The sequence below is a fragment of the Kothea flammea genome (assembly GCF_052161645.1).
Classification (GTDB): Bacteria; Planctomycetota; Planctomycetia; order Pirellulales; family Pirellulaceae; genus Laterigemmans.
In genome coordinates this window covers 5,475,356-5,494,226 of record NZ_CP197414.1, presented here as the reverse complement: position 1 = coordinate 5,494,226, position 18,871 = coordinate 5,475,356, and the positions used below count along the sequence as shown (strand labels likewise).

At 56.3% G+C, this 18,871-nt stretch carries 14 protein-coding genes; 8 read left to right on the top strand and 6 right to left on the bottom strand.

Translation table 11 applies throughout. The annotated features are described in order from the left end of the window. Complete coding sequence (locus tag SH139x_RS20475) at nucleotides 1-339, bottom strand: GxxExxY protein (protein ID WP_488351624.1); 339 nt, start codon at nucleotides 337-339, stop codon at nucleotides 1-3. A gap of 580 nt (nucleotides 340-919) precedes the next feature. Here SH139x_RS20475 and SH139x_RS20470 point away from each other — a divergent pair. Beyond that, complete coding sequence (locus SH139x_RS20470; protein WP_488351623.1) at nucleotides 920-1,699, top strand: ATP-binding cassette domain-containing protein; 780 nt, start codon at nucleotides 920-922, stop codon at nucleotides 1,697-1,699. Beyond that, complete coding sequence (locus SH139x_RS20465; RefSeq protein WP_488351622.1) at nucleotides 1,696-3,807, top strand: ABC transporter permease subunit/CPBP intramembrane protease; 2,112 nt, start codon at nucleotides 1,696-1,698, stop codon at nucleotides 3,805-3,807. Before SH139x_RS20470 ends, SH139x_RS20465 begins: the two co-directional genes overlap by 4 nt. A gap of 93 nt (nucleotides 3,808-3,900) precedes the next feature. Here SH139x_RS20465 and SH139x_RS20460 read toward each other — a convergent pair whose 3' ends face one another. From SH139x_RS20460 to floA, 4 genes are all read right to left on the bottom strand, one after another. After that, nucleotides 3,901-5,631 (bottom strand): hypothetical protein, encoded by a 1,731-nt coding sequence (locus SH139x_RS20460; RefSeq protein WP_488351621.1) that lies wholly within the window; start codon nucleotides 5,629-5,631, stop codon nucleotides 3,901-3,903. Nucleotides 5,632-5,749: 118 nt separating this feature from the next. Further along, entirely contained in the window at nucleotides 5,750-6,595 is an 846-nt protein-coding gene (locus SH139x_RS20455) for a HisA/HisF-related TIM barrel protein (RefSeq protein ID WP_488351620.1), read from the bottom strand. Nucleotides 6,596-6,605: 10 nt separating this feature from the next. Continuing rightward, entirely contained in the window at nucleotides 6,606-7,412 is an 807-nt protein-coding gene (locus SH139x_RS20450) for an alpha/beta hydrolase family protein (protein WP_488351619.1), read from the bottom strand. Nucleotides 7,413-7,428: 16 nt separating this feature from the next. Continuing rightward, nucleotides 7,429-8,454 carry a flotillin-like protein FloA gene (gene floA, locus SH139x_RS20445; RefSeq protein WP_488351618.1) on the bottom strand — a complete coding sequence of 342 codons (1,026 nt, stop codon included), beginning with the start codon at nucleotides 8,452-8,454 and terminating at the stop codon, nucleotides 7,429-7,431. Between the two features lie 592 nt (nucleotides 8,455-9,046). Here floA and SH139x_RS20440 point away from each other — a divergent pair. The 4 genes from SH139x_RS20440 to SH139x_RS20425 all read left to right on the top strand — a co-directional run bounded on the left by SH139x_RS20440 (nucleotide 9,047) and on the right by SH139x_RS20425 (nucleotide 15,065). Next, nucleotides 9,047-9,370 carry a hypothetical protein gene (locus SH139x_RS20440; protein WP_488351617.1) on the top strand — a complete coding sequence of 108 codons (324 nt, stop codon included), beginning with the start codon at nucleotides 9,047-9,049 and terminating at the stop codon, nucleotides 9,368-9,370. A gap of 280 nt (nucleotides 9,371-9,650) precedes the next feature. Beyond that, on the top strand, nucleotides 9,651-11,252 hold the full coding sequence (locus tag SH139x_RS20435; RefSeq protein WP_488351616.1) for a sulfatase family protein: 1,602 nt from the start codon (nucleotides 9,651-9,653) through the stop codon (nucleotides 11,250-11,252). Nucleotides 11,253-11,419: 167 nt separating this feature from the next. Further along, nucleotides 11,420-12,949, top strand: a complete 1,530-nt coding sequence (locus SH139x_RS20430) for an arylsulfatase (RefSeq protein WP_488351615.1) — start codon at nucleotides 11,420-11,422, stop codon at nucleotides 12,947-12,949. Further along, complete coding sequence (locus SH139x_RS20425; RefSeq protein ID WP_488351614.1) at nucleotides 12,930-15,065, top strand: FAD-dependent oxidoreductase; 2,136 nt, start codon at nucleotides 12,930-12,932, stop codon at nucleotides 15,063-15,065. Before SH139x_RS20430 ends, SH139x_RS20425 begins: the two co-directional genes overlap by 20 nt. Before the next feature lie 55 nt (nucleotides 15,066-15,120). Here SH139x_RS20425 and SH139x_RS20420 read toward each other — a convergent pair whose 3' ends face one another. After that, nucleotides 15,121-16,449, bottom strand: coding sequence for an anti-sigma factor family protein (locus SH139x_RS20420; protein ID WP_488351613.1), 1,329 nt, complete (start codon nucleotides 16,447-16,449; stop codon nucleotides 15,121-15,123). Nucleotides 16,450-17,024: 575 nt separating this feature from the next. Between SH139x_RS20420 and SH139x_RS20415 the strand changes: the two genes are divergently transcribed. Both SH139x_RS20415 and SH139x_RS20410 read left to right on the top strand, forming a co-directional pair. Further along, nucleotides 17,025-17,885, top strand: coding sequence for a UbiA family prenyltransferase (locus SH139x_RS20415; RefSeq protein WP_488351612.1), 861 nt, complete (start codon nucleotides 17,025-17,027; stop codon nucleotides 17,883-17,885). 149 nt (nucleotides 17,886-18,034) lie between these two features. After that, nucleotides 18,035-18,841 carry a hypothetical protein gene (locus SH139x_RS20410; RefSeq protein WP_488351611.1) on the top strand — a complete coding sequence of 269 codons (807 nt, stop codon included), beginning with the start codon at nucleotides 18,035-18,037 and terminating at the stop codon, nucleotides 18,839-18,841. Nucleotides 18,842-18,871: the final 30 nt, after the last annotated feature.

Here is an 18,871-nt window from a genome sequence, read left to right as displayed (position 1 = left end):
CTATTTAGGCCCTATTTGCACACGTGACTGCGGAGACTCCATTGGTTGGGCGTATAAAGATTTGCATTTTGTGTGAACGAGCCGCTCCCATTCAAGCTTTGGGTGGCCACCAAAGTTCACTAATATGCCAAGCTCATACCCTGTGGCGTTAAGATAGTTAATTAATTGGGCGCGATGCTCGTCGGTCAGTTTGCTGACCGCTTTCAATTCAACAATGATCTTCTCATAGCAGATGAAGTCGGGAATGAACCTTTGTTTGAGTTCCGTGCCGCGATAGAATAACCGCAATTCTTGATGAGCTATGGAAGGTATATGTTGGTATTCATGTTCAATCTCCAAGCACTCTTGGTACACTGGTTCTAGAAAACCGCAACCTTTATCATTGTAAACTCTCGAAGCAGGCACCAATGATCTTGAAACACTCTTCTTTGTAAATCAAATCCGCCATCACTATCTCCCGGCAAAGGGTGTATGCCCACCAATCACGCAACAGAGCGCGAATGAGGGTAGTTACAGATAAGGTGAATGGTATTCAAATTCGCGAAGATTTGTGTCAAATGCCGCCGCGCGAGGCTGGAGTCGCTGCTTAGGCTCAAAAAAACTATTTGCCCGCTAATCACGCTAATGGCCGCGAATAGAGAGCGATGATGGATATGTTCGATGGATCTTCAATTCGCGCTCATTGGCGTGATCCGCGGGCAAGGTTCTTCCCGCTGATGGCGAGTGATCGCGTCTCTGTTTTGAAAGGGGGCACAGTTTCAAATCAGGCATCCTGGGACGCACCTCCTCCGGTGGGGGTGTTTTTGCTGGCAGCCCATCGCGGGCGGCCAAATGATGCGATCACTGTGCAGGGGTGCTATACTGTAAGGCTCTTGTCTTGAATCTTTTTGCCGACCTGTCCAGCCCGAAACGGTAGCCGATGCTAGCTGCTTGCGAACTCTCGAAGTGGTTCTCCGTCCCCAGCGGGCGGATTCGCGCCGTCGATAGGGTTTCCTTTTCTGTCAAACCGGGCGAAGTCTACGGTTTGCTGGGCCCCAACGGGGCGGGCAAGACAACGACCTTGCGGATGATTCTGGGTTTGCTGCAACCTGACCAGGGCTACGCCGAAGTCAACCAGTACCGCACCAGCGAAGACGCGGCGGCTGTGAAAGCCAATCTCGGGTTCGTCTCGGCCAGCGACGGGGTTTACCCTTGGCTGACCGTGCGAGAAATGTTGTTGTTTTTTGCCGATTTGTACGCGGTGCATCCCACGATTGCCGAACAGCGTCTGCAGCAACTATCTTCCCTGATGGGGATCACGGAGTTGTTGGATCGTCGGGCAGGTTCATTGTCGACTGGCCAGCGTCAACGGGTTACGCTCGTTCGCGGCCTGATTCATGACCCACCGGCGATGCTGTTGGACGAACCGACGCGGGGGCTGGATGTGGTCGGTAGCCAGACCATTTTTCGCTACATTGGTCACCTCCGCACGCTTGGTAAAGCGGTGATCGTTTGCACGCACCGCTTGGACGAAGCCCAGCGACTGTGCGATCGCTTCGGCATGATGCATCGAGGGCGGTTGCATCACGAGGGGACGTTGGCTGAACTACAGCAGCGGACCGGCAAAGCCAGCTTGGTCGACATGTTTGTGGAGTTAATGGAGTCCGACGCGACTATTTGCCAATCAACTAATTCTGAAGATCGACAGCTATCCCCATGAGTGCTCCGTCCGGACGTTTATTTCGCCTCTGCCAAAAAGAGCTGCGCGAAACATTGCGGGATCGCCGCACGATCATCACTCTAGTTTTGATGCCGTTGTTGGTGTACCCCGTGTTAAGCATGACGCTGAACCGGTTTTTGCTGGCCAGTGGAGTGGATGGCGATGCGCGTTTCGTCGTTTGCGTGGCGGATGGCGTCGAAGCGGATTTTTTGCTGACGATCCTGCAGGACCCGCGCAGTCAGCCGCCACCCTCGATCGTCGCGGCTGCCGGAGAGGAGGTCGCCAAGTTTGAATTCGTCGCGCCGGCTGATGGGATGACGCCGCTGGAAACGCTGGAGAACAACCTCGTCGATGCGGTGGTTTCGCGTTCTGCCGCTGCTGCGGCGACGGTCACAATTACCGCAATCAATGAAGATCCGACCAGCCTGGCGGCACGTCGCGTCTTGGCTGAACGGTTGTTGTATTTCAACCAAGCGTTGGTCCGCGAGCAATTGGATAGCGTCGGGGAGTTCAATGTTCCCAGCGTCGCGGTTGAAGTGGACTCGATTGGCGAGAGCCAGTCGCAACCCTTGTTAGCCACAATCGTACCGCTGGTGTTGGTGCTAATGACGATCACCGGGGCGGTATATCCGGCCATCGACTTGACCGCCGGCGAGCGGGAGCGGGGGACGATGGAGGCGTTGATCGCGTCGCCGATTCCGCGGGGCATGGTTTTGTTCTCCAAATACGTGGCGGTGGTCACGGTCGCCTTGTTGACCGCCGTCGCGAATTTGGGCGCAATGTTTGTCACGCTTTGGGCTGGGAAATTGCTGCCATTATTGGTGGGTGAGGACGCAGGTTTTCCTTTGCTGGCGTTCTTGCAGATTTTCTTGTTGCTGATCTTGTTTGCAGCTTTTTTCTCCGCCGTTTTGCTGGCGCTGACCAGTTTCGCTCGCAGTTTCAAAGAAGCGCAAGCCTATTTGATTCCGTTAATGTTGCTCTCGTTAACCCCCGGGGTTTTAAGTCTCTTTCCCGACGTGCGATTGACCCCCAGCCTGTCGGTCGTACCGCTGCTGAATATCATTTTGCTCAGCCGTGAAATCTTGGCGGGGACCATTCAGTTTGTACCGGCGCTCGTCGCGATTTGCACGACCCTGGTTTACGCTGCCGCGGCACTCGGGGTGGCGGCTAGGCTGTTCGGCAGCGATGCGGTGCTGCGAGGCTCGGAAGTGTCGTTTGGAGCGGCTCTAAAGCGTCCTGAAGCCAGTCGTTCGATTCCCGCCTTGAGCGAAGCGGCGATGACGTTGGCCCTGATATTTCCAACTTACTATTTGGCCTCGAACATTTTGGCCCAGTGGGCACCGCAAGCCATCGCGCCACGTTTGCTGCTGAACGCCACGGTTTTGTTTGCTGTCTTCGGCGGGCTACCGTTGTTTGCTGTTTGGTATTGCCGCGATCGCCCAAAAACCACTTATCGGTTGGCGCGTCCTGGGCTGTTGGCGATCGGTGGTGCCGTGTTGTTGGGGCTGGGGCTGTGGACCTGGGCCCACGAGTTGTTTGTGTTTGCTGAATTGCTCGGTTTGGGCGGGCTGGACGCATCGAAGATCGCTGGTGTGGAAGCGATGTTAGCTGAGATGCGAAATATTTCCCCAGCCCTGGTGTTGTTGACTTTGGCGCTTACACCCGCGGTCGTTGAAGAACTCTGTTTTCGTGGTTATCTATTCAGCACGCTGGCAGCTCGATTGAGTCCCACGGCAACTATTGTGGTGACTTCTTTGCTGTTCGGGCTATTTCACGTGTTGACAGGAAACACGTTATTGCTAGAGAGATTTTTGCCGACGACCATGTTGGGCTTGGTGTTGGGCACGGTCGCTTGGCGGACCGGATCGGTCTGGCCGGGGATCATCTTGCACTTTACACACAACGCATTTTTGGAAATGGTTATGTGTTATCGCGATCAACTACTGGAGCTCGGCATTGGCATTGAAGAGCAAACGCATTTGCCCTGGTTGTGGTTGCTTGGCGGCACATTGCTGATCGGCATCGGAGCAACGATGGTCGGGTTTGCACGGCCCCGCCCGCTGGCCGCCTCGCTACCCGATTCGCCGGTGCGAGAGGCTTTGGCCTAGAGCACTGTTTGTGCTATTGAGCATACGCGACAACCATCACATCCACTTGCAGTGTAGCTCTGGCGAACGCTGCAATCGCACCATGTGCAAGGACTAGCGGGAAGCGATCTCAGGGGGCGAGTCACCCTTGGCAGGATCGTCTTCGCCAGCCTCAGTCGGATCGGCTTCTTCCGGCTTGTGTTGAGCGATCCAATCTGCCAGCTCTTCACGCTGTTCTTCGAGCATCGTGATGAATTTCAGTCGACTATCGTAAGATTTTTGGTTGACCTCATCGACCATGGTGCGGAACGTTGCCAGTAACTCGTCAGCCCGTTCTTGGGCGTCTTCTTTCGCAGCCGTGGCTAAGCCCTTGCCGGGACGATTTGGATCGAGCGAGCCGGTCATGCCAAGGATGAGACCTTGCAAGTGAGTGTTCAGCGCGCGACGGGCGGTGATGACTTCAATCGGTTGCGCTTTGATCGAGACGCCACCAAGTCCTCCGCCGTAGCCACCTGGCCCCATGCCGTAACCGCCACCTGGCCCCATGCCTCCTTCATCACCTCCCGGGTAGCCACCTTCGCCACCTGGATAACCACCGGGGCCTTCTCCATAGCCGCCGTCACCGGAGCCCAAGCCGCCTCCCATGCCACCGGGGCCCATCCCGCCGCCCATGCCACCGGGGCCCATCCCGCTACCGCCAGCGCCAGGTCGACGTTTTTGTTTGATGCGAGCCAGGACTTGCTGGGCAACGACAACTTTCGGTTTGTCGAGGCTCTTCATCCGCTCAATCTCCGCATCTAAGGAACCGATTGCTCGATCGGCCCATGCGACTACGATTGGCGTCGAAACCTCGATACTTTGCACGGCGTCACCCAGGTCGGCCAATTTTTTAGCAGCATAAAAGGCGACAATCGGGGAGGTTGCTTGGTCGGCGACCAGGGCGTTCAACTTGCTTGCTAGCCATTGCTTGTCCTCCGCCGTCCCCGCCGAACTGATCATATCGATGGCATAGCGTTGCACGAAGGCAAATGGATCTCTGCCTAAACCGGCGGAAGTCAAGCCAGCGGGGCCGTTCTCTTCCAGCAATGATTTGCCAGTGGTGACGTAAAACTGCTTGGCTCTCTGGATGGAGGCATCATTAACCGGGCCGACCAAGTGCGCGTGACGTCGCAGGCCGCCGAGCGCTGTGATGCGAACTCCCACCGGCGCTTCCGCGTCGTTCATCAGTTGCACCAAGGCGTTGCTAACGTTCATTGCCGGCGTCGGTGGCGCACCGTTGCTGGAAGCACGTGAGTTGAGGTTCGCTAAGACCATGGTGGCTGCAATTCTAGCTGACGGGCTAAAATATTTGCCCCCAGCTTGCCGAGTCGCCACGTTAGTCATAGAAACGCGAACCCAGTCAAGGGATTCCCTGAACAGTGCTGGCGATCCCGATTGCTCGATTCTTTCCAGGTTTCGCAATGTCTCGTAAACCAAATCGGTCAGCTCTGGTGCCGCCTCGGGTTGCGAGAGTCTCTTCCATAAATAAGTGCTAAAGTACATTTTAGCCGCCGCATAGGCTGTCGCTTCCTTGGAGCCATTCGCGGCGGAACTGGATGCCCCCTTGTTGGTCAACGCTTGCCGCATCTGCGTTTCCAACGATTTTACCTTATTAGGATCAGCCAGCTGATCGAGACTCGCCACATAGTAGTCGCCACTCATTTGGGGAGATTTCCCCGGCGCCTGACCGCGAGCCGTGGTTGCCAGCACACAGGCCAACGTGATCGCCACAAAGGCGGTCACATAGGTAACCAACTTGGGCAAGTGACGGCTACGATCAATCGTTCCGACGCGAGTGTTGTGCATGGCGAATTGATGGGTTAAGAGGAGATTGGAGAGCCGTACCCGGCAATGTGCCGTCGCGTTCCTGCGGTCGTGTACGGATCGGACCCAGTTCTTTAATATCGCGAGTTTCTCGGTAAAGTCAATCATTTTCTTCTTCGGATAATGACGGGTTTCCCCCACAACGGTTGGCAAGTCGGCGGTGGAGCCACGTTCCCGAGAGTACGAATGTGCACCCTGCTGATAGCCACGCCCGTACATCTCGCTCACCACGAGCCCCTCCGCCAGCGATCAGACGAACGCGAGGATGGGCTTCGGCAAGCTGTTGACACAGCCGCTGAGTTCCAGCCCCACAGTCAGTTCCCACGCTGGCCAGGTCGAGCACGATCAACTGGTTGACTCCCGCCGCCAAAATTTGCTCCGCTACCTGGGCTGTCTCTAAATCCTGCCAAGCCGCTACCTGGCTGAGCACCCTGCCGCCGCGGAGGTCGAGGCTGACGGCAATTTGGTTCCGGTCAGTGACCTGTCCGCAGCCATTGGTCGTGTGGTTTTCGAGGAGCCCGGCGGGGGGCCAAGCTCGCATGCTTTCGGTTGCCAAGATCCAGGTGATCGCGGAAGGATCTGCGGCCGGTCCCAGCAACTCTGCGAAGACTCCTGCCCGGACCGCGTCTGACTGCCAATCGGATAAGCCAATATCAATCCACAGCGGAAGGGCACTGGTCGCGATTAACTGCTTGAGCATCTCGGCGGAGCGACGAGAGCCGTTGGTGAGGGCATCGAGGTCAGCGATATACAATCCGCCAACCCCCAAATGCTGGTAGGCCGCCGCCAATTGCAGCGCGTCGCCAACCGCTAGGCCCGGAATATCAATTGGCAGATACTGGTCCCGAAACCCGGCGACCGCATGAACCGCCTGTCCGTCCCGCAGGTCGATCACGCCCAGCAGTTGGGGGTCCAGCAACCGGGAGTCCAACGGCAACGATTTCATGCGGAATCGCTCAACTGGTCAAGCGGGTCAACCAAGCTGCCAGCATCTCGCCAACAAAGGTCAAGTCGCGAGGATCGTTGGCCAGCAAATGATCGGCACCCGGCAAGCCAACGAGGCTGGCGGGTGCTTTGCTGCCAACCAAGCCGATGAGCCGCAAGGCGTGATCGTAGCCGACCGTCTTGTCGACGGGCGAGTGAAACGCGAGCAGCGGAATGTCAATCGACGACAACCGCGCCGGCAAATCGAAACTACGCAGGTCGGCGATCAGTTGCGAAGTGGTTTCCCAGTGCCGCCCGCCGATGCTGACTTGCCCTCGCCCAGTCGTTTCCACTTGAGGGTCCATCCGCACGAGGAGTTCGGCCAAGTGCTGCGTTTCGCTGGGTGCGGCCAGCGTGGCGACACCTGACAATTGCACCAAATCGGCTGGCCACTCTGCCGCGGCGGCCAAAGAAGCGGCACCTCCGAGCGAATGCCCCAGTAAAATCGTGGGTGGCCCAATCGTCTCGGTGGCGAACCTAGCCGCGGCGAACAAGTCAGCCAGGTTGGTGCGGAAGTTGGTGCTGGCAAACTCTCCCTGACTGCCGCCCAGTCCGGTCATGTCGTATCGCAGCACCAAGTAGCCCTTAGCGGCCAACAGGCGACTGATGCGAACAATCGCCTTCAAATCTTTGTTGCAAGTAAAGCAATGCGAGAAGAGCACGACGGGTGTATCCAGACCCCGTTCGTTCGCTTCGGCGTCGAGCGGTTGATCGACGATTCCCGCCAGCGGATAACCATTTCCGCCGGGAATTTCCACTCGATAGCTGCTGCGTCCCATCAGTGACCGCTGGCCGTTAAGCGTTCGAGGAGGGATCGCGAGAGAGCCCCGAGGGTGCACCGTTGCCTTCGCTGATGCGGCCACTGCGGAATGCATCCGCCATCGCCATCGGTACCTGAGCCTCGGCCAACACCAACCGGGAACGATTCTCGGTCACGCGAGCCTTCATCCGCTGCTCTTCAGCAATGGCCTCGGCTCGCCGGCTCTCAGCTTTCGCCTGTGCGACGCGGGTGTCGGCTTCCGCCTGGTCGGCTTGCAGGCGAGCACCGATATTCTCGCCCACGTCGACGTCACCGATGTCAATCGAGACAATTTCGAAAGCAGTTTGCGCATCGAGCCCACGACTCAGCACGGCTCGCGTGATCAGGTCGGGGTTTTCCAACACCGTGAAATGCGACTCGGCCGAACCAATCGAACTGATCATCGATTCGCCCACCCGAGCAATAATCGTCTCCTCCGTCGCTCCGCCAATCAACTGATCCAAATTCGTGCGGACCGTGACACGAGCACGCACGCGCAACTCAACGCCATTCTTGGTGATTGCCGAAACGGTTGATTTGCCGCTACGACGCGGGTCGGGACAGTCAATCACTTTCGGGTACACGCTGGTTTGTACCGCGTCGAGCACATCGCGCCCCGCCAAATCAATGGCCGAAGCTTGATCAAAATCGAGGGGAATGTTAGCGCGGTGAGCCGCAATGATGGCGTTGATCACCCGCATCACTTTGCCGCCGGCGAGAAAGTGAGCTTCCATTCTCCGCGTGCTAATGCCCGTCTGCCGATTGGTGTCCAAACCAGCTTGCGAAGCCATGATTTTGGCCTGCACAATGGTTTTAGGGTCCACTTTCGTGAAATGCATACGAATTAAGCTGGTCAGGCTCACGTCGGCTTTCGACATGAATGCTTGAAACCACAAGCTGCCGTAGCGAATAATGAAATAGCCTCCGGAAAGCAGCAAGAACAGCAGCAAGAAGCCGCCGACCAGAATACTAATGTTGCGGATTTCCGATTCAGCAAGCAGATAACCTTCGAAGTGCATCATTGCCGAACTCACGATCGAAAGGAAGCCAAACGAAACCAAACCAGCTCGAGAAAAGAAATCACGCAGCCAACTTAGCTTTAGACATCGGTAACTTAGAAAGCAATAACTCCGGAGCTAGTCCGGAACCCCCGTCCTCGTTCGCTTATCGCGGCAATTTTGGTGGTTTTCGGTGCGCTCCGCAATTACCCTGGAACGCATCTTCGCACATTTGCCACTAACAAGCGACCCAGCGAGCAGTTTTTTCCGGATCCGCACTGCTTTTTCCGGATCGCACGGGGGCATTTCGTTTGGCACGCTATTTTCACAGTTCGGGCAGTCCTCGGGTTTTGGGGTAGTTGGGTTGACACCGCTCGGCCGGAAATTCGTTTGTAAAACGGCCCGAGTACGGTAGAGTTCCATAGCACCGAGCGAAACTTAACGCTAAATTAACAAAGAACGCATGGAAAATCGGTCTAGGGAGCAGGGGCAAGATAGTAGGATAGTATCAGCCAAGAGTGGCAGAGCAGGTTTCGGCCGTTGGAGCCACCACCAACGCATGGCTGCGGTGCGAAGCACGGACTCCGATCATTGAACGGATTAAAGGAACAAAAATATGCGAAATCGATACTCAGTGGGCGATTGGGTCGTCTACCGTAAGAGCAAGCAAAGTACTTCGCCGGGGCCTCGCGCCCAGGGAGTCGTTGCTTCTACCAAGGGAGAGAAATACTCTTACGTGGTGGATAAGTACTGGGTTGTCGAAGATGTTCTGCCAACGAATGAGTTGTTGTTGCGAACGCGTCGGGGCAAAGTGCATCGCGTAAGTGTTGATGATCTCAATCTGCGTCATGCTGGCCTGCTCGCTCGCCTGCTCTACCGCCACCGATTTCGCGAAGCGATCCGGCCAGACAACTTGTCGGGAGCCGCTTCGGTGAGCTGAGTCGTTCGCCACGACTTATCGTTTGACCACCGCTCCATCCATCGATGGAGCTTTTTTTTGCCTTAAACTCACCCGCTCGCTTTTGGGCCTACTATCTTCTTGCTAGGCCCCTTCTTGCTAGGCGAGCGGGCGGTTTCTCTTGGTGGGTTGTTGCATCATCCTGGCGTGCCAGCGGGCCGGTTCCGCGCAAAGAGAGTGGGGCTCTGATAAAATCAAGCACTTACCTGTTTCTGATTTCGTCTGCGATGTTGACGACCCCTCCAATTCATCATGCCTTTTCATGCGGTACCTACTTTTTGCCGGCTGTCTGCTATTGAGCATCAGCAGCGGTTTGAATGCCTCGGCCACCACCACCGTTAATCATCCAACAGCGGTGCCCCCCACTAAGCCAAATATCCCCACTAAGCCAAATATCATTGTCATCATGGCTGACGATCTTGGTTATGGTGATCTCAGCTGTTACGGGGCCAGCGGTTTGCAGACACCGAACATTGATCGTTTAGCGGCTGAAGGGCAACGTTTCACTGACGGCTATTGTTCCGCGTCGACTTGCACGCCAACCCGCTATTCGTTCCTCACTGGAACGTACGCATTTCGCCGCCCCGGTACTGGGATCGCACCACCAAATAGCCCCGCCTTAATACAACCGGGCACGGAAACATTGCCCAGCTTGCTGAAGCGAGCGGGTTACGCCACGACTGTCATTGGGAAATGGCATTTGGGACTGGGTGGAGAAGCAGGTCCCGACTGGAACGGCAGACTCAAGCCGGGGCCGCTCGATATTGGCTTCGACCACTGTTTCCTGCTGCCTACCACGAACGATCGCGTCCCGCAAGTTTACGTCAGTGGTGATCGTGTCTTAAACCTTGATCCTCAAGATCCACTCTGGGTGGGCACAAAAAAACCTTCCCCCGATCACCCGACCGGAATCACGCATCGTGAATCGCTGAAGCTTGATTGGTCGCATGGTCACAACAGCACGATTCACAATGGGATCAGCCGGATTGGTTTTTACACCGGAGGCGAAGCGGCTAGATTTCGTGATGAAGATTTATCAGATCGTTGGGTGGCCGAATCGATAAAGTGGATCGAAGCCAATCGAACAAAGCCTTTCTTTCTATTCTTCTCATCACATGATTTGCATGTCCCCCGAGTTGTTCATGAACGGTTTCAGGGCGCCACTAAGTTGGGGCCACGGGGGGACGCGATTTTCGAGCTTGATTGGTGCGTGGGGGAATTGCTGGCCACGCTGGAGCGGCTGCAAATCGATGATCAGACGTTGATCGTTTTCTGCAGCGACAACGGCCCGGTACTGGACGACGGATATCGTGATCAAGCCATCGAACGGCTGGGCGACCATCGACCAGCCGGACCATTCCGCGGTGGCAAATACAATATTTATGAAGCTGGAACGCGGACTCCTTTCATTACGCGTTGGCCCGGCACGATCCCCGTTGGTGAGTCTGCCGCGATCGTCTGCACCATTGATTTATCGGCCAGTTTCGCCGCGCTCACCGGAGTCGATTTGCCTGCTGACGCGTGTCTCGATAGTTTCAATGTCCTAGCCACCTTGCTGGGACAACCTGGGGCATCCGGCCGCGATGCGCTGGTCCAACAAGATAACGGCCGGCAAGGGAACTACGGCTACCGGGTTGGTGATTGGAAACTGCACCGTCACGACAAACAGCGAACCAGTAACGTGGGACTGCGTCTGCAGTCGAGCAAGCAACCCGAGTACCAACTATTTAACTTGCGGGACGACCCGGCGGAGACTCAAGATCTTAGCCAGCAATTCCCCCAACGAGTCACCGAGATGCGTGCTGAATTACAGGGTTTGATCGATGCCGGTTCTAGCCGGCCCAATGCGAGCCCGTCAGAATAACGGTACGGTGGCTAACGCCAAAACCGCTAACGCAACGGTGGCTAGCGCCAAAACCGCTAACGCAACGGTTAGCCGTTTGGGCGCTAGCCCCGGTTTCCTTCGTTTCTCATAAAAAATAACTATCAACAACACACCTCATATTCTAATAATTCGAGATGCCGCAAACTATGAACTCTGCCAAATTGCCGCTCGCCGTTTTATCATTGCTTATTCTCATCACTTCCGTCGGCAATCAAACATTACTCGGCGCGGAAGCGAATCCAAAACGTCCTAAAAATGTCGTCTTTATTTTGGCTGATGATCTCGGCTGGGGTGAGCTTGGCTGTTACGGCCAAGAGAAAATTCCCACACCACATATTGATCAATTGGCGGCCGAAGGGATGCGGTTTACTCAGCACTACAGCGGTGCGCCGGTCTGCGCGCCGGCGCGGTGCGTGTTGATGACTGGTAAACATTTGGGGCACGCAGAAATTCGCGGTAACCAGCAGGCCAAGAAGACGGACCCTAAATACACCGAGGGCCAGCATCCGATCTCCGCCGACACGGTGACCATTGCGAAAGTGTTTCACGATGCCGGCTTTGCCACCGCCGCGATGGGTAAGTGGGGACTCGGGCCAGTCGGCAGCAGCGGAGATCCAAACGCCCAAGGCTTTGATCTGTTCTTTGGTTATAATTGCCAAGCGGTTGCCCATAGTTATTATCCATCTCATTTATGGAGGAATGATCAGCACATTCTCATTAATCCCCAGCCGATTCCAGGACACCGCAAACAGCCGACCGGCGAGGTCGTGATGGGTGATTGGATTGGCGAGGTCTACGCCCCGACGTTGATGATTGCCGAGGCGGAAAAGTTTCTTGACTCGCAGCGGAACGATCCTTTCTTTCTTTATTTGCCTTTCATTGAACCGCACGTTGCCATGCACCCGCCGGAGGAGTCTGTCAATCGCTTCCCGTTGGCCTGGGATGATGAAGTTTATCGAGGCCAATGCGCCTATTTGCCTCATCCCCGCCCGCGTGCCGGCTATGCGGCAATGATCAACGACCTTGACGGCTATGTGGGGCGGATCATGGCCAAGTTGCAAGAGATCGGTGTCGCGGATGATACCTTAGTGATTTTCACTAGCGACAACGGCACCACTCACGCTGGACGGGCCGATACGCATTTTCACATCGGAGGCGCGGACGCTAAATTTTTCAACAGCACCGCCGGACTCCGTGGTTACAAAGGCAGCGTCTATGAAGGTGGGCTCCGCGTGCCAATGGTGGCTCGGTTTCCAGGAGTGATTGAGGCGGGCTCCGTGTCGGACATGCCGTGCTACTTTGCCGATTGGTTTCCTACGCTGTGCGATGCCACTGGAATCACTCCACCGGCCGCGTTGGATGGGCAAAGCATTTGGCCGGTGCTAACTGGCGGAGAAATTCCCGACACTCGCAAGCCAATGCTCTGGGTTTATCCAGAGTATGGCGGTCAGGTCGCGGTCAGGCTGGATGACTTTAAACTTGTCCGTCAGAATCTGCGCCGCCCCCAGCCCGGTGCTTGGCAAGTCTATGATTTACGCAACGATCCCGGCGAGTCAGTTGACTTGGCTGGCGATCACGCTGCATTGATCGCCAGGGCCGAACAGCTGCTCAGCGAGCAAGTCGACGAAAACCCCATCTTTCCCTTGGAGATTCCTGGTGTTAACCAAGCTCAGTAAAGCTCCGGCAATTGTGGCCGCGCTGCGATGTGTATGCAGCACGCTCTGCTGTTTAACGATTTCCGGCCGGGCGACGGCCGACACGCATCGGTTCGACGTGGTCATCTACGGCGGCACAAGCGCCGCGGTGGCGGCGGCGGTGCAAACCTCCAGGCTGGGTAAGTCGGTGGCAATAGTTTGCCCCGAGACGCACTTGGGCGGGTTGTCGAGCGGCGGTCTGGGTTGGACCGATACCGGCAACAAGGAAGTTATCGGCGGTGTGGCTCGTGAATTCTACCAACGGGTCTGGCAGCACTACCAAGAACCAGACGCTTGGCGTTGGCAGCAGCGGGCAGAGTATGGCAATCGCGGCCAGGGCACCGCGGCGATCGATGGTGAGAAACGGACGATGTGGATTTTTGAGCCGCACGTCGCCGAAGCGGTGTTCGAGGATTGGATTAAGGAAGAGCAGATTCTGGTCTTCCGTGATCAATGGCTTGATCGTCAACGGGGCGTCGATCTTGAGGCCGCGAAAATTCAATCGATCCGCAGTTTGCAAGGTGATGAGTTTTTCGCCGACGTCTTTATCGATGCGACCTACGAGGGGGACTTGATGGCCGCCGCCGGAGTCTCCTATGAGGTCGGACGCGAATCGATGGACCGCTATCAAGAAAAATGGGCCGGTGTGCAAACGGGAGTGCTGCACCATCGGCATCACTTTGGTTATTTGCCGCCGATCAGTCCCTATCGTGATCCCGATGATCCGACCAGCGGCGTGCTGCCCTTGATCAGCGAAACACCGCCCGGCGAATATGGCTCAGCAGACAAGCGAATTCAAGCTTATTGCTTTCGCATGTGCTTGACGAACCACGAAGAGAATCGCGTGCCCTTTGCTCGTCCGCCCGGTTACGACCCCGATCAATACGCGCTTTTAAAACGCATCTATGAGGCGGGCTGGGATGAAACCTTTGACAAATTTGATCCCATTCCCAATCGAAAAACGGATACCAACAATCATGGTCCTGTGAGCACTGATTACATCGGGGCAAACTACGATTATCCGGAAGCCAGTTACGAGCGTAGGGGCGAGATCATCGCGGCGCATCGGCGTTACCAACAGGGCTGGCTCTATTTTATTGCCAACGATCCCAGCGTACCGCCCAAGGTCCGCGCTGCGATGAGCCAGTGGGGATTGGCGGCCGACGAATTTGTTGATAACGATCATTGGCCAAGGCAGATTTATGTGCGAGAGGCGCGGCGAATGCTCGGTCAATACGTGATGACCGAGCACGAGTTGTTGGGACGGAGACCCACGCCTCAATCGGTTGGCATGGGATCGTACACGATCGATTCTCACAACGTGCAACGCTATATCACTTCCGACGGGCATGTGCAAAACGAAGGCGATATCGGTGTCTCCACGCCTTTCCCTTACACAATCGCTTGGGGCGCGCTGTTACCCCGGCAAGCGGAGTGTGAGAATTTGGTGGTGCCGGTTTGTGTCAGCAGCTCGCACGTAGCCTTTGGCTCCATCCGCATGGAGCCAGTGTTTATGATTCTTGGCCAAAGTGCCGCCACCATGGCCGTGTTAGCGATCAAAGCGGGGAGCCCCGTGCAAGCCGTGTCCTATCCGCAGCTCCGCGAACAACTACTGGGAGATGGCCAAGTTTTGGAGTGGACAGCGACCGCCAGTCGCGATGGTATGGATCCGCTCGAGCTGGAGGGGATTGTGGTCGATGACCGCGAGGCCGAAAAAGTTGGCCAGTGGCAACTCAGTGCTGCCAACACTCCCTATGTTGCGCATGGTTATCTGCACGACGGTAATCGCGGGGACGGTGCCGCATCGGTTCGTTTTACAGCGCAGCTACCGGGCGAGGGAATCTATCAAGTGCGACTGTACTATCCGGCGAACAGCAACCGCGCAACCAACGTGGTGGTTGAAATCCAAGCCGCCGATGGCAAGCACGAGGTTCGCGTCAATCAACGCCAACAATCGGCCGGCGACCAGCCCTTCGTGGTGCTGGGTGAGTTCCCTTTTCGTCAGGACCAGCCAGCTACGGTGCTGATTCACAACCGAGCGGCCGACGGGTACGTGATCGCCGACGCCGTTCAGTGGGTGCCCGCACAGCAAGATTAAAGGCGCGCACCGTTGCCAACCAAGTCGCCCTCCTCGGAAGTTATTACCGAGAGGGCTATTTGGGAAACCTCACGATCAACAGCACTTGAGCCGTCAGGTCGTTGTTGGTCCCAGCCGTCGCGTTGTCTTTGGCGGTTGGCGTGTCGAGCGGCCGAAGCGACCCGAGAGTTTCCCGATTGAGAGGAATAAAGCGATGGTCGCCAGCAATAAAACTGGCCGCTGCCGAGGCAGTTGCGTTACCAAGGTTGCGATTCTCCGGCATCAACCGGTGCGCGACTAATTCGTTGCGGTCGCCAGCGGCGTCATCTGGACGTCGAACATTCCGCGGGTCAACCGGATCTGCATTCGTATCGCGAGCAACCATCACTGGCGGGTTCATCAGCATGCTGAAACCGACCCGTTTCACTTCGCCACGCGTCTCTAGAAAACGCAGCATCAACGCATCCAGCTTCAGCCCAGAGCCTTCGAGGAATATTAAGTTGGCGCCAACGGTGGAACCGTCTTGATCGACAGCCAGCAAATTATCACGCTGCAAGAATCCCACCAAAGCGTCATCGACGTTCCGACGTTCGGTGCGAGAAATACCAACTTCCCGAAAGAGGCGTCCGACAACGTTATTCTTTAGCCCCAACTCGGTAACTTCGACTTCGTAAACGAACATCGCGTTGAGCTGCTGGAGGTCGGCCGGCAAATCGCCCGCAGCTGTCGCGGTCGGATCTGCGGCCGCAATTGCCGAGGAATTATTTTGTGATGTGTTATCTCCCGCCGTCATGGCAGGCTCGGCGACCGCACTATTGGTCGTCGCACTGGCATCCCCGGGCCGGACCGCATTGTCGGCAATTTGCGTGGCATCTGGCTGGATCACGTCTGGCCGCACAACATTTGGCTGACCAGCATCTGGGACCGGCATGTCTGATCGTTGCGAATCGCCGGTTTGGCTCGTTTCGGAGTCAGCCAATTGCAGCGGCAGCGTTTGCTGGTCACCGCGGCTGAGGTAGAAACTGATGGCGGCGATCGTTGCCGCCGCAGCCAACATCGACCAGATCGCAGCCCGACCGCCGGTTGGTGAATTTTTTTGTTGTGAACGGTTCGGATCTTTAGGCCGCACAGCCAAGCGAACCGGGTGCGACGCGGAAAGATCGGCAGCCGCAGCTTCCTCGCCGACCAACTCCAGCACGCGGCTGGCAAAATCTTTCGGCAGTCGCGGAGTCGACTCCATGGCTTGACGGATCATCGCACTTTGAGCTCGCAGCTGTTCGAGCTGCCGCCGCGCACCGGCATCATCCGCCAGCATCTGTTCGACGCGTTGACGTTCGTCGTCACTCAATTGGTCGTCCATGTACCGACTGAGAAGATCGTCAAGGAGTTCCCGAGGGAGACTCATAATAGGCCTCAACAACGCCAGCCGCAGCGCAACTGACCAAGTGTGATAACAGTCAACAAGCGTTCATTTTGCTCCGGGCACGCATTCCGCTGCGCGACGCTCGGCAAGCTTGTCGGTTCGTTTCCAGAGGGAGATTACCAGGGCTTGACCGTCAAACCAACTCCGCTCTGTTATGCATCGGATGCGTCAAGGGCGGTAAAAGTTCCTTGGGAAAACTGGGGAATCTACCCAGTTCAGCGGCGAAGTGGCCAAAAAGGGGGCTTTGATCGCGACCCATGGGGTGGTTGCCGCCAATGTTGCCGCTTATCTTATTGTGCTGGTTTTATTGTGCTGGGACCTACGGCGGGGGCGCGGGCGGACTGCGCAGCATTGTACTTTTTGGGGTTCAGAAGAAACACCCGCAGTAATTTAAGCACCTCGATATAAGTCTTTAGGGTATATTTGCCGTTGCGCACTCGCTCACGGTCCCGCGGAACCGGACGCTGGCGCGTTCCGGCTGATTACGTTTTGCAGAAAGACTTTTGGGGAGGTGCCTGTCCTCCTCGCAAGGTTCGACATCAACCGGATGAAGCCCCATGGCCCCAGGCCGCACCGCCGTTTCGCTTCTGAAAATCTCTCGCCCGGGATTTTGGCTGACCACGCTGTGGTTTTATCTGCTGCCGTTTGCCGGTCGCGACATGTTCTCCAATCCGGCTTTTTGGCTGGGAGCGACCTACGTCTGTTTTCCACTGGGCCTGTTGTTATACGGCTGGAATGATCTCAGCGACGCTCGTACCGACGCTTTAAATCCGCGGAAAGACAGCTGGCTGTTCGGGGCTCGGCCAGACCAGGACATGCGCGGCCGCTTGCCCGCCTTGATCGTGTTGGTGCAGGCACCCTTTGTGATCGCCTTCGTAGCGATTGCTGGGGTGAAAATGTTGTTTTGGTGCGCGATGGTGGTGGCGACCAACGCGACGTATAACACGCTGGGATTTAAGCAGCGTCCAATATTGGACATTCTCAATCAGGCTGGGTACGTGCTGGTGTTTGTCCTCGCCAGCTGGCTTTGCTACGTCCCGCAGCTGAATCTGCCGGCGATGATTTTCAGTGGCTTGTTCGCCATGATCAGCCACACATTCGGCCAGTTAATGGATGTGGATCCTGACAAGTTTGCTGGGCGTCATTCGACCGCCGTCTTGCTCGGGGTGCGGCCTACCAAATGGCTGCTGGTGGTGATGATGCTGATCGAGGCGGTCATTGCTTGGAGCTATTTTTCCGGCTGGTACGTGGCCCTGTTCATGCTGGCCGGTGCTCTGTTCTTTGTCTTTGACGCCAGCTTGGGGCCTGACCGCTATCCGATTTGGTTCAGCAAAGCATTTTTCATTGGCTGGAACATTATCGTGCTAATCACGATGCACTTGATTTGGCGATTTGGCGTCTTCCAGCTATCCGCATGAGCGTCGCAGCTTGTTGCTTGCCGGTCCGCGTAAATTTCTCAAAATTTCCAATTTCGCTTGTCGTTTCAGCGGTTGAATGTCCATTTCTTTGCAGTCGTGTCGGGCAGATTGGCTGGCCGAACGCTCGCATCATCAAGTGAAAAGATAGAATGCCTCCCAGCAAAGGTCGCTTCGCTCAACTGATTGTCGGCATACTCGCCGGTGTAACGACCATTGCGGTATTGAATGCCAGCAGCTGGTACGTACTGTATTTTGGCTGGGCCATGCTGGCGTTGTTGTTCGTGGCGTCAGTTATGACTCGCAAAAGAACAGCAAGTCCCCATGGTGAACACCTTGCGATCATCGGGACGCCGGTTTACCAAGTATTTTCCGCCGCCAAAACGGCGTTAATCGCTTTGGGGATATTCGTAATTTTGCTGGGAGCCGGAGGTATTGTCGCGGCTTTCGCCGAAGGGAATGACCCGAGCGGACTAACCGGAGGCTTTTTCCTGTTGGGGGCGGGAGTTACTTGCTGTGCCATTCCCACCGCAAATCGTCAATTGATGTCGGCTGGGTATGTGTTATGGGCAATTGCGGGCGCCCTAATGATCGTGCTTAGTGTGCTGTGGATCGACGACAATTTGCAGTTGGCACGCGCAATCACGGTCGGGTTGGCTTTGTTGGTCGGTGGTAGTTTCGTGGCTTACAAATTCCTGTTTGGAAAGACGCCCGTGTATGAAGAGGGCATCATGCTCGGCGGAAAACTGGTGCCGTGGCAGGCATTAGCCGGTTGGGAGATTACGCCCAAGACTGAAGGCGGCTCTTCGCTGCATGTTTCTTTGTTGCATTCTCCCGCAGCGTTAAACGCGGAGCTGTCGAACGAACAGGCGGAGCAAATACAAACGATTCTTGCCAGCAAGTTAGGTGGGCCGGGCGAATCGAGGTGCCCGCCGGATAGCGGTGCAGCGGTTGAATAGGAATGCGGCGGCTAAATAGCAACGCGGCGG

Coding starts and splice junctions, on each gene's coding strand:
- SH139x_RS20470 (WP_488351623.1), top strand. CDS start 920: ATGCTAGCTGCTTGCGAACTCTCGAAGTGGTTCTCCGTCCCCAGCGGG.
- SH139x_RS20465 (WP_488351622.1), top strand. CDS start 1,696: ATGAGTGCTCCGTCCGGACGTTTATTTCGCCTCTGCCAAAAAGAGCTG.
- SH139x_RS20460 (WP_488351621.1), bottom strand. CDS start 5,631: ATGCACAACACTCGCGTCGGAACGATTGATCGTAGCCGTCACTTGCCC.
- SH139x_RS20455 (WP_488351620.1), bottom strand. CDS start 6,595: ATGAAATCGTTGCCGTTGGACTCCCGGTTGCTGGACCCCCAACTGCTG.
- SH139x_RS20450 (WP_488351619.1), bottom strand. CDS start 7,412: ATGGGACGCAGCAGCTATCGAGTGGAAATTCCCGGCGGAAATGGTTAT.
- floA (WP_488351618.1), bottom strand. CDS start 8,454: ATGATGCACTTCGAAGGTTATCTGCTTGCTGAATCGGAAATCCGCAAC.
- SH139x_RS20440 (WP_488351617.1), top strand. CDS start 9,047: ATGCGAAATCGATACTCAGTGGGCGATTGGGTCGTCTACCGTAAGAGC.
- SH139x_RS20435 (WP_488351616.1), top strand. CDS start 9,651: ATGCGGTACCTACTTTTTGCCGGCTGTCTGCTATTGAGCATCAGCAGC.
- SH139x_RS20430 (WP_488351615.1), top strand. CDS start 11,420: ATGAACTCTGCCAAATTGCCGCTCGCCGTTTTATCATTGCTTATTCTC.
- SH139x_RS20420 (WP_488351613.1), bottom strand. CDS start 16,449: ATGAGTCTCCCTCGGGAACTCCTTGACGATCTTCTCAGTCGGTACATG.
- SH139x_RS20415 (WP_488351612.1), top strand. CDS start 17,025: ATGGCCCCAGGCCGCACCGCCGTTTCGCTTCTGAAAATCTCTCGCCCG.
- SH139x_RS20410 (WP_488351611.1), top strand. CDS start 18,035: ATGCCTCCCAGCAAAGGTCGCTTCGCTCAACTGATTGTCGGCATACTC.